This is a genomic window from Halotia branconii CENA392 (genome assembly GCF_029953635.1).
GTDB lineage: Bacteria > Cyanobacteriota > Cyanobacteriia > Cyanobacteriales > Nostocaceae > Halotia > Halotia branconii.
Genome location: NZ_CP124543.1, coordinates 5,299,641 through 5,314,801, shown reverse-complemented (window position 1 = coordinate 5,314,801; position 15,161 = coordinate 5,299,641). Strand labels below are relative to the sequence as shown.

Annotated in this window: 12 protein-coding genes; 4 read left to right on the top strand and 8 right to left on the bottom strand. The window is 40.9% G+C overall.

Translation table 11 applies throughout. The features are described 5' to 3' along the window. Window positions 1–16: 16 nt before the first annotated feature. On the bottom strand, window positions 17–1,600 hold the full coding sequence (locus tag QI031_RS23250; protein ID WP_281481976.1) for a mechanosensitive ion channel family protein: 1,584 nt from the start codon (window positions 1,598–1,600) through the stop codon (window positions 17–19). A 527-nt stretch (window positions 1,601–2,127) separates the two neighbouring features. Between QI031_RS23250 and QI031_RS23245 the strand changes: the two genes are divergently transcribed. Beyond that, the gene (locus QI031_RS23245; RefSeq protein ID WP_281481975.1) at window positions 2,128–3,249 is read left to right on the top strand and encodes a geranylgeranyl reductase family protein; all 1,122 of its coding nucleotides are present in this window, start codon (window positions 2,128–2,130) and stop codon (window positions 3,247–3,249) included. 434 nt (window positions 3,250–3,683) lie between these two features. After that, entirely contained in the window at window positions 3,684–3,917 is a 234-nt protein-coding gene (locus tag QI031_RS23240) for a hypothetical protein (protein ID WP_281481974.1), read from the top strand. Between the two features lie 401 nt (window positions 3,918–4,318). Here the strand turns inward: QI031_RS23240 and QI031_RS23235 are convergent, their stop codons facing one another. The 3 genes from QI031_RS23235 to uvsE form a co-directional block, all read right to left on the bottom strand. Further along, window positions 4,319–4,939: a TMEM165/GDT1 family protein gene (locus tag QI031_RS23235; RefSeq protein WP_281481973.1), complete on the bottom strand. Its 621-nt coding sequence runs from the start codon at window positions 4,937–4,939 to the stop codon at window positions 4,319–4,321. A gap of 428 nt (window positions 4,940–5,367) precedes the next feature. After that, entirely contained in the window at window positions 5,368–6,966 is a 1,599-nt protein-coding gene (locus tag QI031_RS23230; protein ID WP_281481972.1) for an Hsp70 family protein, read from the bottom strand. Between the two features lie 21 nt (window positions 6,967–6,987). Further along, window positions 6,988–7,935: a UV DNA damage repair endonuclease UvsE gene (uvsE, locus tag QI031_RS23225; protein WP_281481971.1), complete on the bottom strand. Its 948-nt coding sequence runs from the start codon at window positions 7,933–7,935 to the stop codon at window positions 6,988–6,990. 444 nt (window positions 7,936–8,379) lie between these two features. Between uvsE and QI031_RS23220 the strand changes: the two genes are divergently transcribed. Continuing rightward, window positions 8,380–8,595 (top strand): hypothetical protein, encoded by a 216-nt coding sequence (locus QI031_RS23220; RefSeq protein ID WP_281481970.1) that lies wholly within the window; start codon window positions 8,380–8,382, stop codon window positions 8,593–8,595. A gap of 339 nt (window positions 8,596–8,934) precedes the next feature. On the opposite strand, the gene QI031_RS23215 is transcribed toward QI031_RS23220, so the two are convergent. The 4 genes from QI031_RS23215 to QI031_RS23200 form a co-directional block, all read right to left on the bottom strand. Next, a complete protein-coding gene (locus QI031_RS23215; protein WP_281481969.1) occupies window positions 8,935–9,675 on the bottom strand; it encodes an amino acid ABC transporter ATP-binding protein in 741 nt (246 codons plus the stop codon). A gap of 90 nt (window positions 9,676–9,765) precedes the next feature. Further along, a complete protein-coding gene (locus QI031_RS23210; protein WP_281481968.1) occupies window positions 9,766–10,908 on the bottom strand; it encodes an amino acid ABC transporter permease in 1,143 nt (380 codons plus the stop codon). Between the two features lie 125 nt (window positions 10,909–11,033). Further along, window positions 11,034–11,711, bottom strand: coding sequence for a tetratricopeptide repeat protein (locus QI031_RS23205; protein WP_281481967.1), 678 nt, complete (start codon window positions 11,709–11,711; stop codon window positions 11,034–11,036). Between the two features lie 266 nt (window positions 11,712–11,977). Further along, window positions 11,978–12,394, bottom strand: coding sequence for an ArsR/SmtB family transcription factor (locus tag QI031_RS23200; protein WP_281481966.1), 417 nt, complete (start codon window positions 12,392–12,394; stop codon window positions 11,978–11,980). A 124-nt stretch (window positions 12,395–12,518) separates the two neighbouring features. On the opposite strand from QI031_RS23200, the gene QI031_RS23195 reads away from it, so the two are divergent. Next, window positions 12,519–14,936, top strand: a complete 2,418-nt coding sequence (locus QI031_RS23195) for a heavy metal translocating P-type ATPase (RefSeq protein ID WP_281481965.1) — start codon at window positions 12,519–12,521, stop codon at window positions 14,934–14,936. Window positions 14,937–15,161 lie beyond the last annotated feature (225 nt).

Here is a 15,161-nt window from a genome sequence, read left to right as displayed (position 1 = left end):
ATGTGTCGCCACAAAATTAGCCTTCGGCAACTTCGGCACGAAGGGGAATTACAATTCCTTCTCGCAGCAGTGCATCCGTAAACATCTTCCGAAGAACGCGCTGGATTTGTAAATGTTTTCCCGGTTTTACCTTCGTCAATGTCCTAAGCAATAAGTTAGACTCTCCCAGACTTTCTACTCCATCCACTTGTGTACCTTCAAGTACATCTGGATCATCTACTTTTAACTGCTGTCCTATTTCCTCAATGACTTTGTACACATGAGCCAAGTTGGAATTATAAGGCACACCAACTTCTACTACTGCAAAGATGTACTGCTTGGAGTAATTAGTAATTGAGCCAATATCTCCATTGCGGATAATTTGCAATTGCCCATTAGGATGTCTCAGGCGGGTAGTTCTAAGTTCAATTGCCTCAACAATACCTTCAACAACTTTTTCTTCGACTTTCCCGGCCTCGATATAGTCACCCACTAAGTAGTAGTTTTCAAATAAAACAAAGAAGCCGCAGACGATATCGTTAATCAATGTCTGCGCCCCAAAACCTACAGCAATTCCTAGAATACCTGCACCTGCAAGTATCGGAGTTGGATCGATGTCAAGAGTATAAAGAATAGAAATTGTAGCACCAAAGTAAACTAAATATTGCAAAAAACTACGTAAAAGAGGAACGAGGGTCAGCCGTCTACTTTTTTGAATCTCAGTCAAATTTTTATTTTTGAACAGCACCTCTTCAATCAGTAAGTAGATGACCTCAAACAACACGCGACTAATGAAAATGATGCCGATGATATTGATAATTCGCGGCCCAAAAGCTGCAATATTTGCAATTAATTGCACCTGCTGAATTACTAACGTGGCCATGCAAACATAAATCACTAATTCCAGACACCGCTTTAAAAAGGGTATCAGGTGTCGGAGGCGATCGTAGAATCTTAGGAGGGTATCAGAATTGGCGTATGTAATGCTGATTACATCCAAGGTATCAACGATCGCAGTGACTGCTTTGAGTATCAGTAAACCGACGGCAATAATTAGATAGATTCGCAGACCAATGTATAAATATTGCGAAACCGTTGCTGGCAATTTGAGAAACTGAGCACACAAAATGACAGCCCACAGCCAGACTCCACTACAGATTCTGTAATAGAGAGCGCTAAAGAAAGCATCAATACTTTCATCATCGGCAGTATTTTTTTCTAAGTTTTTGGCGCGAGTACTCGCTACATTCAGCCAATAATTGAGGAATTTCAAAGCGAACGCCGCTAAAATCAAAGTGCCAATACTCTGAGCTATACCAATTCCCAGAGTTACCCAAAATCGTGAAGGGATACGCCCAATCAACAAGAGCATATATTGCTGAAGGTTTTCACCGCGATAAATTAGATAACCATTAGCACCCACAACCAGAATGCATAATACCAAGCAAGCAAGTAACAATAACCCTGTGATATTCCGGCGGAGAGTTTTGATACTCCTATCTTTGCTTTTAAGTATAGAGGTCTTAGTAAATAGCTTGAATAATTTGCTGACAAGCCAGTTCAATAATAAAAAGACAAAGATTATAAAGCTGACTTCAGCTAAGATAATTAATATGTTCATGTGTGAGCATAAAACTGAGAGTAATTGTTAATTTAATAGCTTTGCTAGTTTAATAGGATTGGCTCTATGTCAATACTGATAATACACGCTTCTTTTTGCTTGATGTCAAAAAGTAAAAGTAACTACAAAAACCTTAACCGAAAGGTATTGGATTACATTTTAATAGGACTTACACACTCGTAACAAAAAGCTACGCCTTTGCGATTACTACTCTTCGAGAAGCCCTCTGGGTTCAGCAGTCGCTCATGGGGGAAACCCCCAAGACTGCGCTGCTTCACCGCTAACGCGTCTACGCTGCGCTCGTAATGACGTAAAATTGTAAGCCGTGCGTAAGTCCTGCTTGATTATGGATGCTTTATTTCCACTATGCTGATGCTCAACAATGTTATACTTATCTTTTTCACAGAGTAGTTTTGCATCTATGTTCTTAAATCCAATTTCGTATCTTAAAAGCTATTAAACAAAACAAATATTTGTAATGTAATAAGTCACAAAAATTACTAAATAATCAACTAATTTTAGCCATTATGTACGACACGATCATCGTCGGTGCTGGCCCAGCAGGTGGAACAGCAGCATACCATTTAGCCAAAAAAGGTCGCTCAGTATTAATTTTAGAAAAAGAATCTCTACCAAGATATAAACCATGTGGTGGTGGTGTGTCACCAGCGATCGCTCAATGGTTTGACTTTGATTTTAGCCCAGCAATTTCTGTCAAAGCCGACTCCCTGCGCTTCACCTGGAACTTAGAAGACCCCGTAGAAGCTAAAATCGCCACCAAAGAACCTGTCTGGATGGTGCGGCGAGATGTGTTTGACCATTTTCTCGTACAGCAAGCCCAAAAACAAGGCGCTGAACTGCGCGATCGCACAGAAGTTACAGGAATTGAGTTTAAAAGTGATTATTGGCAAGTAAACACAGCCAATGGCTCAGTTACAGGTTGCTACTTAATTGCAGCCGATGGCGCAAAAGGATCAATGGCTAAATGGCTAGGTTTCAAAGAACGTAAACGTCGCCTTGCAGGAGCTTTAGAGGCAGAAGTTCCTGCCGTTGTAGAAAAAAAATCGACAATTCACTTTGAGTTTGGCTTAGTCAAAAACGGCTATATCTGGAATTTTCCCAAAGCTGATGGTTACTCTATTGGCGTTGGTACATTTATTGGTGGTAAACCGCAAAACTTCAAGAAAATTTTGGATGAGTACGCTAAATCATTTAACGTAGAACTCACAGCGAGTAAGCAATATGGTCATCCCCTTTGTATTTGGGATGGTAATCAAAAACTGCATACCCAAAATGCTGTTTTAGCTGGAGAAGCCGCTTGTATAGTTGATCCAATGACAGCAGAAGGCATTCGACCCTCAATTTTTAGTGGTTTGCTAGCGGCTGGAGCTATTGATCAAGCACTTTCTGGTGATATCAATGCTTTAGAACAATACAGCGAAGCCATTAACGAACAATGGGGTAGTGATATGGCTTGGGCGCAAAAACTAGCTGGAGCATTTTATCGCTTTCCTGGAATTGGCTATAAAGTTGGTGTTAAGCGCCCCTCTGGAGCGCAAATTATGGGTAAAATCCTGTGTGGCGAACTACGTTATGGCGACGTTGCTAGTCGGGCGCTGAAGCGTTTAATTCCTGGTTTGGGAAGTTAGTAAAGACTTCAATCCTTATTTTCTAAAGTCGTAACGCACCACCTTATACTATTTCACGAAATTACTGATACAAATTACTTTTCTTACTTCCCCTGCCTCCGGTCACTGAGTTTCGACACTTCGACAGGCTCAGTGCGGCGCTGCGCGGCAATCGAGTTTCGACTACGCTCAACTGCCGCGAAGTCGAGATTCAACTACCGCGTAGCCGAAGTGCTGCTTCCCCTGCCTCCCTTGCTTGCCCAAATGTATCAACTTTAAAGTAAAACGGTATTACTGCCGTGGCACAGCTAATTTGCTGCATTAACCAATATCTTCGCCAATTTACAAGGTGGAATTGATGATGCTTGAACTATTAGCTCCATATTCTCTGAGGCTTTGAATTTAGAGATTAAAATAGAGTTACTAAAGGTAGAGTTTACTTTAGAGGAGTTTCTATGATGACTTTACAAGAAATTATTAATTCTATTGAAAGTTTGCCCACAGAAGATCAAGAGTATTTATTTGAGTTTCTTCGCCAGCAACGAATTGAAAATCGGCGGATTGAAATTTTGGCTAATGCTCAGGAAGTGATACAGGCTTTTAAGGATGGGACAGCTCATAGGGGAAGCGTTGATGATTTGATCACTGATTTGCTAAAAGATGACTATGATGGAAGTTGTCTGGAGTAGTGGATTTAAGCGGTCTTTTAAGAAGATTACAAAGAAAAACCCGCAATTGAAGAATCAAATTGTTAAGGTATTAAAAATTTTGGCAGATGATCCATTTACACCGTCTTTGAAGTCTCATAAATTAACAGAAAATTTAGCGGGGTTATAGTCTTGTTCTGTTACTTATGATTGTAGAATTATCTTTAATTTGTCTGAGGATGAAAAGTTGTTAGAAATGGTTATTTTATTGATTGATATTGGTAGCCATGATGAAGTTTATTAAATGGTAAATAGAGGCTGAGGCTTTGGATTCAGAGATTAGAATAGAGTTAGCAAAGGTAGGGTTTACTTTATGTACGTGAAACGTAAAAACCCTTTCACCTCATGCGGTCTTAATGAGAAGTCTTTAACCGGACATGGTATCAAGCTCCTTCTATAGCGGCAACTGCACCAAAAATCAAAAACAGGCAGCCGCCAGCTATGGTGAGTTGACGTTCAGAAATCCGCCCAGCAATCATTTTGCCACCAATAACAGCGATCGCTGCACATAAAGTATGTCCTAAAATTGCACCAGCACTTACCCCTATAGGATTATTACTAGCTGCTAAAGCAATGGTAGCAATTTGTGTGCGATCGCCCCACTCTGCCATAAAAGTAAGTACAAAAGCTTCTATTAAAACTGCTAAGGTGGTTTTTTGTTTTGGTAACTGTGAATCTGCCTTTTTTACCGCTGCTTGGGCTGATTCTACAACTTCTGTGTCACAAGCAGCGGCAGACATTTTACTAGCGTCATATAGCAGCTTAACGCCAAAGGCAATAAATAAAACTATTTCTGCATAATGAATATAAACTTTTGGCAGTAAAGATGCCGCTTGTCCAAATAGCACTGAAAGTATTGTCATTGCTGCTAAAGCAGCGCTCACCCCCACAAATACCAGTCGCCGCGAATGATGCATCGCTAAAATCACGGCGATAAAAAATGTTTTATCTCCTAGCTCTGAAACAGTAATTAATAATAAACCTGCTGTAAAAGCTGTTAGCACTCTTTCAAGCTCCTGAAGAATCGTTTAACGATGTGAAGCTCGATGAGAGTTGCAAGACTCCACCAAGCTACACACTCTTTTTGTGTGAACTCAGTGAAGGTCTCGCTTGTAAATTCTTAATTATTTACCACCTGAACCAGGCTTATGGCCAGTATGTTGATTTAGGTGAACTGGCTTTTGTGCCAGCAGCTACTCCCCTTCTATGCAATATGGATTATACATTTATTACAGATAGAAATCAAGTATTAGGGCATGGGGCATAGGAAGGAGGAATTGGGGCAGGGTGCGGGGTGCAGGGGGGATGAAGAAAATTACCTCTTTCTCCCGAAATTGCTCCACTACAGCGCTGCGCGCATCCTGCGGCGGGGGAGACCCCAAGACCGCACTTCTCTCCTTTTCTCCCTGCTCCCTGCCCCCCTGCCTCTTCACTAGCTCAACTGTGCCACAAGTTGATTTTCTAAGAGTGTGTCATTAGTCAATAAATCTTCAACTGTGATTCGCAAAAAGCGCTGCTCATCCACTTGAAAAAGAATTTTAATGCGATCGCTTCCTGGAAAACCTGGGGGTGTGAGTTGAGCAATGGTTCTCGCGCCTTCTTGATCGTTGAGAGGTTTAACGCTGGTTTCACCACTATCAAGTCGGCGAGTGATTAAGCGATCGCCATCAAAATAAACTTCTGTAGCGCCTGTCTCGACTCCCAATTCTCCCATAATCAGTTCAATGCTGGGTTGATTCTCTAAGGAAGCGCCTAAGACTAATTCCACGGGCTGATTCATCGGATAAGCTTGTCCAGCTTTAATGATAGGATGCCAGTTGTGGCGCTGTTGGCGACGGTTCCAATAACGCACACCGTAACTATGGTAGAGAAAATCTTTGATTTCTATGCCTTGAGTTAACTGTAATGCCCCTTGGGCGATCGCTTCAAAAGGTCGTTCGCAACGAATTTTCTCTGGTTCAAAATACTGTTTTACCCATGTCTGCACTGCTGGTAGTTGTACTGTGCCACCAACTAATAAAACTGCATTAATGTCTGCCAGTTCTATGCCTTGCCGTCGTGCTTGTTGCAAAAGATTCATCATCGACTCATCAAGCAGCTCAAAAAACGCATGTTCTTTAAGGATATTTTCTAAGATGTCGCGGTTTAATTCCAGTTCGTAGCTTTCAAACGTCTCGTCATCAAAATAAACTTCACTGGCTTGGTTTTGGGTAGATAGCTGAATTTTTACCCGTTCTGCCAATCTTGTTGTCAAGGGACTTACCGCTAATCCTTGAGATTTGGCGAAGTAATCTACTAACCAATTATCAATATCAGTACCGCCTAAATTTTGCCCAGCTTTCGCCAATACACGGGCAGTTTTTACCTTTTGCTTGGAATCTTCAGCTAAGGATTTGCTACCCCATTTGAGCAAAAATCCTACGGGTTTGGGATTAGCTTGCGCGCCTTTATTTAACTGCACAAGGGACAAATCCAGAGTTCCGCCGCCAAAGTCAATCACCAACAGAATTTCTTGATCTACCAAACCATATCCCAAAGCCGCGGCTGTAGGTTCATCTAACATTCTTACCTGTTCAACAGGAAGTGCTTGACAAACTTTGCCTAACCAGTGACGATAAGCTTCAAAGCTATCTACGGGTACGGTTAGCACGAGGGAATCCAACCCACCTTCTTGGGGTGCTAGTTGCTCAATCAAATGGGTGAGAAACCATTGCCCTATTCGCTCAAATGTGACGATTTGCCCATCTAGTTCCGGCAAGAAACCTTGGATATCTGCACCAATACCACGTTTGAAGCTGCGGAAAAATCGAGCATCTCCCTTAAGATCAAGACCGCGATCGCGTACTTGTTGACCGACAAAAATTTTACCCTGTGTTGCTTCTTCTACATAAACTAAGCTGGGAATCAGCGGCGGATTGAGACTTTGCTGAATTGAGAAACCAGGTAAACTTAGAGTTTCCGGCTCTTGGGTGACGGGATTCCAGCGAGTGATAACTGTGTTGCTAGTGCCAAAATCGATTGCGATCGCCATAATTTTTGATTATGTGTGAGATTATTGTCCCATAAGCCACCAAGACCGCAAATTGGCGATCGCTTCTTCTTTGCGTTTGGCTTCGACTTCTATCCACCGCACTTCATGGTAAACGTTGGGCATAGCGGTAATTAAATCGCTGTGTTTTCTGTCATCAAAAGCTGTTTCACCGTTGGAAATATGCACTAACTGCCACTCTGGATTTGCCCAAGTTGCTCTGGCTGCATACAACATAGACGCTACACTCGGATCGTCGTAACTATCTAGTTTTTCGTGGCAAATGTGGTGATGAGCATCGAAGACCATTGGTATTCCTGCCTGCTGGCACACTGCTAAAATTTCACTAGCGCTGTAGGCGTATTCGTCGTTTTCTAAAGTCAAGCGGCTTTTGATGGCTTCTGGTAGTTCTGAAATTACCTTGATTAATTGTTCGCTGCGTTGAGATTTACCACCATGAATATTCATCAATGACCAAGGCGACTGAGGTAAGCCCAGTAAGTCCAGTGTACGAGCATGTCGTTCTAAAATTTTGATACTTGTTTGTACTACTTCAGGAGAATCAGAACTCAACACGACAAATTGATCTGGGTGCAGTACCATTCTGATGCCCAAAGCTTGAGATCTCTCACCGATTTTGCCTAAATCAGCGCTCATTTCTTCTAATATGTTCGCACCGATTTCGTCTTCCATGTCACTCAGGGGAAACAAGGCTGAGGACATGCGATACAGGGAAATGTTGTTATTTTCACAAAAAGACAAAGCATCATGCAAACGCTGTAAGTTGTGCTGATATAGTTCTCTCAAGGCACTTTCTTGTTGGACATCAGAAAGTTTCAAGTAGCGCGTTCGTGTCATTGTCCGAAAGCGCACTTGTTGAGAAATAGTAATACAGACCAGCCCTAAGTGCGATAGAGTGTCTTTTTGCTGTTGCTGTGTATCAGGAAGATTTTGAAATTGGATTGCGGTCATTAACTAAAAATTAATTGAACTAAGTTCTGCTGCTAAGCACCAATACTTCTTTACCTTGACATATTTTTTTAAACAATGACATCGCCCTTTTGAATGACACAGTATTGCTGGGCTTTTGTTCAAGTCACGCTTAAGGCATACATCTGTCTTTAGAAGTATTTTATACATTTCATAAATAAAGATTCATACAGTTATTTATTGATTATGTAATGGCAAAATTTCCGATCTATATCTTAGAAGTCCACAAGTCAAAGATTACAGTCTTTCGGAGGTGGCAAACCCAAATTGATGAATGTCAAGATAAATAGATGTACCTTCAGGAAGGTAAGTCAAGTCTATGAAATATTTATTAATATGAATATAACTAAGCATTAGGAGGTAAAAAAAGTTCTTAACTGCAATATTTCTTATAAATCACCGGACTTCACCAATGGAGTAAAAACTATGAACGATCAGCAATTATCAGACTCTAAAGAATTTGTAGGCAATCTCAAGAATGGAATTTGGCTGTTTGGCCTGTCATCTTGGGTGTTTGGCATTACTGATCGCAGTATTGCTTCATTTGCAGATGGCTATTTATCTGCTTTGGATTTGATGCAACTATTTACAGCAGCTACATTTTTTGTAGCTTGGGTATTTTTGAAGCCATCGAGGGCTTAAGCATTCGACGAATATTTACTAGGCTATAGTGCTTAAAAATCCAGGACTTTAGTCCTGATTTTACCCTTCGGGTTCTGCTTTAGCAGTACAGGTGACGCTCCTGCGTCGCTAACGCCGCTCATGGGGGAAACCCCAAGATCGCGCTAGCTCACTACGAATAAAAAGTAGGACACTGTTTACGGTAATAGGGGGTGCGCTGAAGAGTGCGTCTATATTTTTTGCATTCAAAAAATCGGGGTAATTCTGAAACACTATTCAGAGTTCCTCGATTATTAATTTAGGAAATTTCTACTTTAAATCCAATGCTACTTATAACAATACAGCTTTCCAAACACCTTTTTAGAGAATTTGTGATAAAAATTTGCGAGTCCGTTCTTCTGTAGGGTTAGTGAAAAAGGCATCAGGGGTGGCTGACTCGACGAGGGAACCACTATCCATGAGAACTACTCGGTCTGCAACTTCACGCGCAAATCCGACTTCATGGGTGACAACTACCATCGTCATTCCCTCACTAGCAAGATTTCGCATTACATCTAGAACTTCTCGTACCATCTCCGGATCTAAAGCTGAGGTGGGTTCATCAAATAGCATAATTTTAGGCTGCATAGCTAAAGCACGAGCGATCGCTACTCGTTGTTGCTGTCCACCAGATAACTGTCCAGGATATTTCTGCGCCTGTTCTAAAATCCCTACTCTTTCTAGAAGTTGCATTGCTAATTCTTGAGACTTTGCTTTGTTCCATCGCCGTACCCAAGTCGGAGCCAAGGTGATATTTTGCTGTACCGTCAGATGAGGAAATAAGTTGAACTGTTGAAATACCATTCCCACTTCTCGGCGAATTGTTTCTATATTTCGCAAGTCATGGCTGAGAGTAATACCGTCAATAATTATTTTGCCTTGTTGATATTCTTCTAGAGCGTTAAATGTGCGGATAAAGGTGGATTTGCCGGAACCAGAAGGCCCCATTAATACGACCACTTCTCCACGGTTTACTGTTAAGGTCACACCTTGGAGAACGTGAAATTTGCCGTACCATTTATGAACATCTTCAGCGATAATTATCGGGTTGTGTTCTGACATATCGTGTTTCAATTTATTTTGTATTTTAACTAACCACAGAGTCACAGAGTTAGCAGAGACATGATTTAAGGGAAGTTTTTGTATTGACTATTAACTCAACTGTTTTTCTAATCGCCGAGAAGCTAAAGACATAGAATAACAAAATATCCAGTAAATTAAGCCGATAAATAGATAAACTTCTGCATAGCGACCAATAAATTGGGGTTGCGCCAATATAGAACGGGCAATACCTGTAAGTTCTACTAATCCTAATAAAGATAAGAGTGAAGTATCTTTAAATAAACCGATAAACTGACCGACAATTGCAGGAATAACGGCACGCAAAGCTTGAGGTAAAACAATTAATATAATTACAAATGGCGTATTGAATCCTAAGGCTTTGGCAGCTTCAATTTGCCCACGCGGGATTGCTTGAAGTCCACCGCGCACGTTTTCTGCCATATAAGCAGCACTAAATAAAACTAATCCAGCAATTCCTCGTAAAACTCGATCTAAACGTACATCTCCTGGTAGAAATAACGGCAACATCACCTGAGCAAGAAACAAAATCCCAATCAGCGGTAATCCCCGGACAAGCTCAATGTACAGAATACAAAACCAACGGACAATAGGCAAATTACTAGTGCGTCCTAAAGCTAATAACACACCAATAGGAAAGGAAAGAACAATACTAACTATTGCTGTTAACAGGGTAAGTAACAAACCATTCCACAAATTTGTAGATACGGGTTGCAAGCCCAAACCACCGCCAATTAACCACAGAATTAGCAAGAAAGATAATAGCCAATTTAAAGAAAGCCAGGGAGCTATTGTTTTAGCAAAGCTTTTTCCGATTCCAAAACCTGCAATTAGTAAACCTGCAATTAATCCTAACCACAGACGGGATGTCAAATTTAACGGTACAATAACTAACAGAGCGCTCACAATACAAATAAATAAGGCAATTCTACGTTTTGTAAACTGTTGTTTGCTAAAGACAACGCCCGCAGTTACAGCTGTTAAAGTCGCAGCGATCGCCAAGACAATCCAAATTCGCCAATACAAATCTTGGGGAAATCTTCCCACTAAGAATAAAGGTAAATTAACTTTAATTACTGCCCACTGTGCTTGAGTCGTTGCCCAAATTAGAAATCCCCGCCCGACCCAAAAGAGAAATACTAAGCAGAGAACCGTTAATAAACTGTTATACCAAGTACTAAAGAGATTTTTACGCAGCCAAGTTAATTGTGTCATTAATCAGAATAATTCGTAATCTCAACTCTATGTGAGGCTGCGCTTTATTATCCCTCGAAATGGATTAATTAAGGTATTTTTATCCTTGAATTACGAATTACAAGTTAGTAGTTATAATGCAGTTACTACCGCTGGAGTTGTTGAATCAGAGCTTGTGTTTGGCGATATCCAAGAGTATTTTTTTGGTTTTGAAACAGACTTGCTGCCTGCTTTAAATCTGCAACAGCGTTCTTGCTATCTCCTAAAGCATACTGTGCTAGTCCTCTGTTACCGTAGGCATCAGCTAAGTTAGGATTAATACTAATTGCTTGGTTGAAATTAGCGATCGCTTGTTTGTGATCGCCTTGTTGATAATTTAGTAATCCTAAATTGTAATAGCCATCTACAAAGTTTGGGGCTACTTTTATAGTCTGATTAAAGTCTGCGATCGCTTCTTGAGTGTTTCCTAGTTGAGCATAAGCAGTTCCTCGACTATTGTAAGCATCTGCATGATGAGGATTGATTTTCAGTGCTTGATCAAAGTCTGTAATAGCTGCTTGCAAGTCTCCTAATTGAGACTTGGCTAGCCCCCGCAGGCAAAAGCCTTCATAATATTGGGGGTTTAATTGTACAACTTGATTAAAGTCAGCGATCGCTCCTGAAAAATCTCCTTGTTCTAGTTTTTGCACACCTTGGTTATAGTATTCCTGAAAGTTCATCTGATTGATGCGTGCTGCTGCTCCTTGTGCATGAGCTATAATCGGCATTCCACTCAATACACCTGTGATTCCCAAGATGGCGATCGTCTGATGAAGGTAGTTCATGGATGTTATGCTCCGCTATACAAATATTAAAGCAGATTTATACTAAAGTCTTGGTATCATTATTATAAATAAGTCAAACAGATTATCAGACAAAATGCAACCTACTACAAATATTTTTACTTGCAAATATTACAAAAGTAAATAAATAAGCAAAACTAAGTTTACACGCGCTCTTAGCTTGTAATAAGTGCTTGAACATTCATTATCAAAGTTTGATTAATAGGTTACTAGAAAGTTTAATCAAATATCTAAAACTAAATTATTTTTTATCTTAAATCTTCATCATTTGATTCGTTCAAATGTTCTACTAAAAAGTGATAAAGACTAGTAATGTGACCTTCAGCCAGACTGTAATAGACATTTCGACCCGATCGACGATAGCTAACAAAACGCATAGCTTTTAACAAACGTAATTGATGACAAACAGCAGATTCACTCATTTTTGTCAATGCTGCTAAATCGCAAACACATAACTCCTGGGCAGCCAAAGCTGAAACCAGACGTAAACGGTTAGGATCTGCCAATACCCCAAATACTTCTGCCATCAGTTGTGCTTTTTCTGTTGACAGAATGTGCGCCATTGAAGAACGGACATTTTCTAAATTCACTAAATGGGTTTCACAAGTAGGCGCATCAGAAGTTTGAACTATATCTAAATCTGGTTTTCGTTTGCGTGTGTTCATGGTGTTTATTTTATGCAATGGTTATCAATCTCAATATACTTAAAATGATAATCATTGCACAATTGAATAGTTATTCAATTGTTGTATTAGAATATTGGCAGTTAGCCTTGTTGGTAGAGTTGCCATGACTCAAAGCTCCTCCTCAAAAACTCAAGCATTACAAGTTAGTGGCATGGATTGCGGCAGTTGTGCCAAAACGATTGCAGCCAGTTTGCAGCAGTTAAATGGTGTACAGGAAGTTGCAGTGAGTTTTGCAACGGGACGGGCAGTTGTGTCCTACAACCCAAATCTTGTAAATACGGCAGAAATTAAAAATCGCATCACTGTTTTGGGCTACACCGTAGATGTTGCTACGCCAAAAACGCTACAAATACAAATTGGCGGGATGGATTGCGGTAGTTGTGCCAAAACAATTGAAGTCGGCTTACAGCAAATTGTAGGTGTAAATGAGGCATCGGTGAGCTTTGCGACAGGGCGATCGCAAATTGACTATGATCCGCAAGCAGTTAACGAAACTAAGATTTATGAACAAATTCAAGCTTTAGGCTATACAGTAGAACCGAGTCCTGAAGCTACTAACCACGATCATAGTCATACCTGCGATCATGATCATGAGCATCACCACAAACATGCTCATCCTCCTCAACCCGCTGCTAGCAACTGGCAATTTTGGATTACTAATCGCCGAGGACAAAGCGTTATTCTCGCAGGTATAGGGTTATTTTTGGGCTTAATTGCTCAAGGTTTGGCACTACCAATTTGGCTAGCACGGGCTTTTTATGGCATCGGTATTATAGTTGCTGGTTATCCCATCGCCAGGGCTGGATTATTTGAATTGCGTTTGCGCCGTGCAGATATGAATCTGCTGATGACGATTTCGGTGATTGGGGCAGTAGCATTAGGCGATTGGTTAGAAGCGGCTTTGGTTGTCTTTTTATTTTCCTTGGGTACAACTCTGCAAGTTTTTACTTTTGGTCGTACTCGCAACGCCATTCGGGGCTTGATGGATTTAACACCACCCACAGCTACGGTGCAGCGAAACGATCAAGAAGTGACAGTTGCCGTAGAAAATATTCGAGTAGGGGAAACTTTGACGATTCGACCGGGACAGCGCGTGGCGCTGGATGGTGTAGTAACTTCTGGTACAAGTGCCATTGACCAGTCTCCCATCACCGGAGAGTCAATTCCCGAAGATAAAGCCCCAGGAGATGCTGTCTTTGCTGGGACTTTAAATCAAACAGGCTTTTTGACAGTGAAAGTTACCCATGTTGCTAATGATACAACTGTTGCGAAAATTATTCACCTTGTCGAAGAAGCTCAATCTAGCCGCGCCCCTACACAGCAATGGGTAGATAAGTTTGCCCAAATCTACACCCCAATTGTAATTTTAAGTGCGATCGCTATTACTTTAATTCCCCCTTTGATATTTGCTCAACCTTTTAATGTTTGGCTGTATCGGGCATTAGTAATGTTAGTGATTGCCTGTCCCTGTGCTTTAGTGATTTCTACCCCAGTTTCCATTGTTAGCGCCATTGGGGCAGCAACTCGCCAGGGAGTTTTATTCAAAGGTGGTCATGCATTAGAGACAGCTGGACATTTAACGAGTTTGGCTTTTGATAAAACCGGAACTTTAACTCAAGGAGAACCCGTACTGCAAAAGGTGTATGAGTTGGGAGAAGTCAGCGCAGATTTTGTCTTATTAATTGCTGCGGCTTTAGAGCAACAATCAGAACATCCTTTAGGTAAGGCGATTGTAGCTACAGCTAAAGCCCAAAAATTAAAGTTAGAAACTATTGAAAATTTTACAGCTTATCCTGGTAAAGGCGTTACCGCGCAATTTGGTGAGAATCGCTATTTAGTGGGAAATCGGCGGTTATTTGCCGAATTTGGCATTACTTTATCAACAGCCGCAACATCTCTATTAACAGAAATTGAAAATTTAGGACAAACACCTGTTTTAGTAGGCAATAGCCAGAATTTGTTAGGAATAATTGCCCTAGCAGATGGCTTGCGGCTAGAAGCTGCGCCAGCTGTGCAAATGCTGCAACGACTCAAAATGCGGCATTTAGTCATGTTAACAGGCGATCGCACCGCTGTTGCTCAACAGATTGCCCAACAAGTCGGCATTACAGAATATCAAGCAGAACTATTACCAGAAGACAAACTGCAAGTCATTCAACAATTGCGGCAATCGGGAGTAGTAGGAATGGTGGGTGACGGCATCAACGATGCACCAGCCTTAGCAGCAGCAGATATTAGTTTTGCAGTTGGTGGTATTGATATTGCTTTAGAAACAGCAGATGTAGTTTTAGTAGGCAGCGATTTGAAACGGCTAGCTTATGCAGTCACCTTAAGCCGCCGTACAGTTTCAGTAATTCAACAAAATGTTGTCTTTTCTTTAGTTACGAAAGGACTATTTTTATTATTAGGGACTTTTGGTTTTGTTGGGTTAGCGATCGCAGTATTAGCTGATACAGGTACTTCTTTATTAGTCACAGCTAATGGCATGAGATTGTTTAAAGCCAAAACTAGGGAAGAGTAAAGAAAGTTGAAATACTACTAGTGCTTCAATATGCGGATGTGGATGTTATTCTTGTCAAGAACGAAAACTTGTATCTACCATTTTCGTAACCTTTCCTCGCTCTACCTCATACGTATCATCAGTGAGATCAGAACTTCGATGCCGTATTCTTTTTCAATCAAACTCAACAGTTTCTCTTCAACAGTCGTCAAATACGGTTGCTTCAACTCCCCCAAGTATTTCAAC

Bases quoted from the DNA above. Each gene is read 5' to 3' on its own strand.
- QI031_RS23250 (WP_281481976.1), bottom strand. From the start codon at position 1,600: ATGAACATATTAATTATCTTAGCTGAAGTCAGCTTTATAATCTTTGTC.
- QI031_RS23245 (WP_281481975.1), top strand. From the start codon at position 2,128: ATGTACGACACGATCATCGTCGGTGCTGGCCCAGCAGGTGGAACAGCA.
- QI031_RS23240 (WP_281481974.1), top strand. From the start codon at position 3,684: ATGATGACTTTACAAGAAATTATTAATTCTATTGAAAGTTTGCCCACA.
- QI031_RS23230 (WP_281481972.1), bottom strand. From the start codon at position 6,966: ATGGCGATCGCAATCGATTTTGGCACTAGCAACACAGTTATCACTCGC.
- uvsE (WP_281481971.1), bottom strand. From the start codon at position 7,935: ATGACCGCAATCCAATTTCAAAATCTTCCTGATACACAGCAACAGCAA.
- QI031_RS23220 (WP_281481970.1), top strand. From the start codon at position 8,380: ATGAACGATCAGCAATTATCAGACTCTAAAGAATTTGTAGGCAATCTC.
- QI031_RS23215 (WP_281481969.1), bottom strand. From the start codon at position 9,675: ATGTCAGAACACAACCCGATAATTATCGCTGAAGATGTTCATAAATGG.
- QI031_RS23210 (WP_281481968.1), bottom strand. From the start codon at position 10,908: ATGACACAATTAACTTGGCTGCGTAAAAATCTCTTTAGTACTTGGTAT.
- QI031_RS23205 (WP_281481967.1), bottom strand. From the start codon at position 11,711: ATGAACTACCTTCATCAGACGATCGCCATCTTGGGAATCACAGGTGTA.
- QI031_RS23200 (WP_281481966.1), bottom strand. From the start codon at position 12,394: ATGAACACACGCAAACGAAAACCAGATTTAGATATAGTTCAAACTTCT.
- QI031_RS23195 (WP_281481965.1), top strand. From the start codon at position 12,519: ATGACTCAAAGCTCCTCCTCAAAAACTCAAGCATTACAAGTTAGTGGC.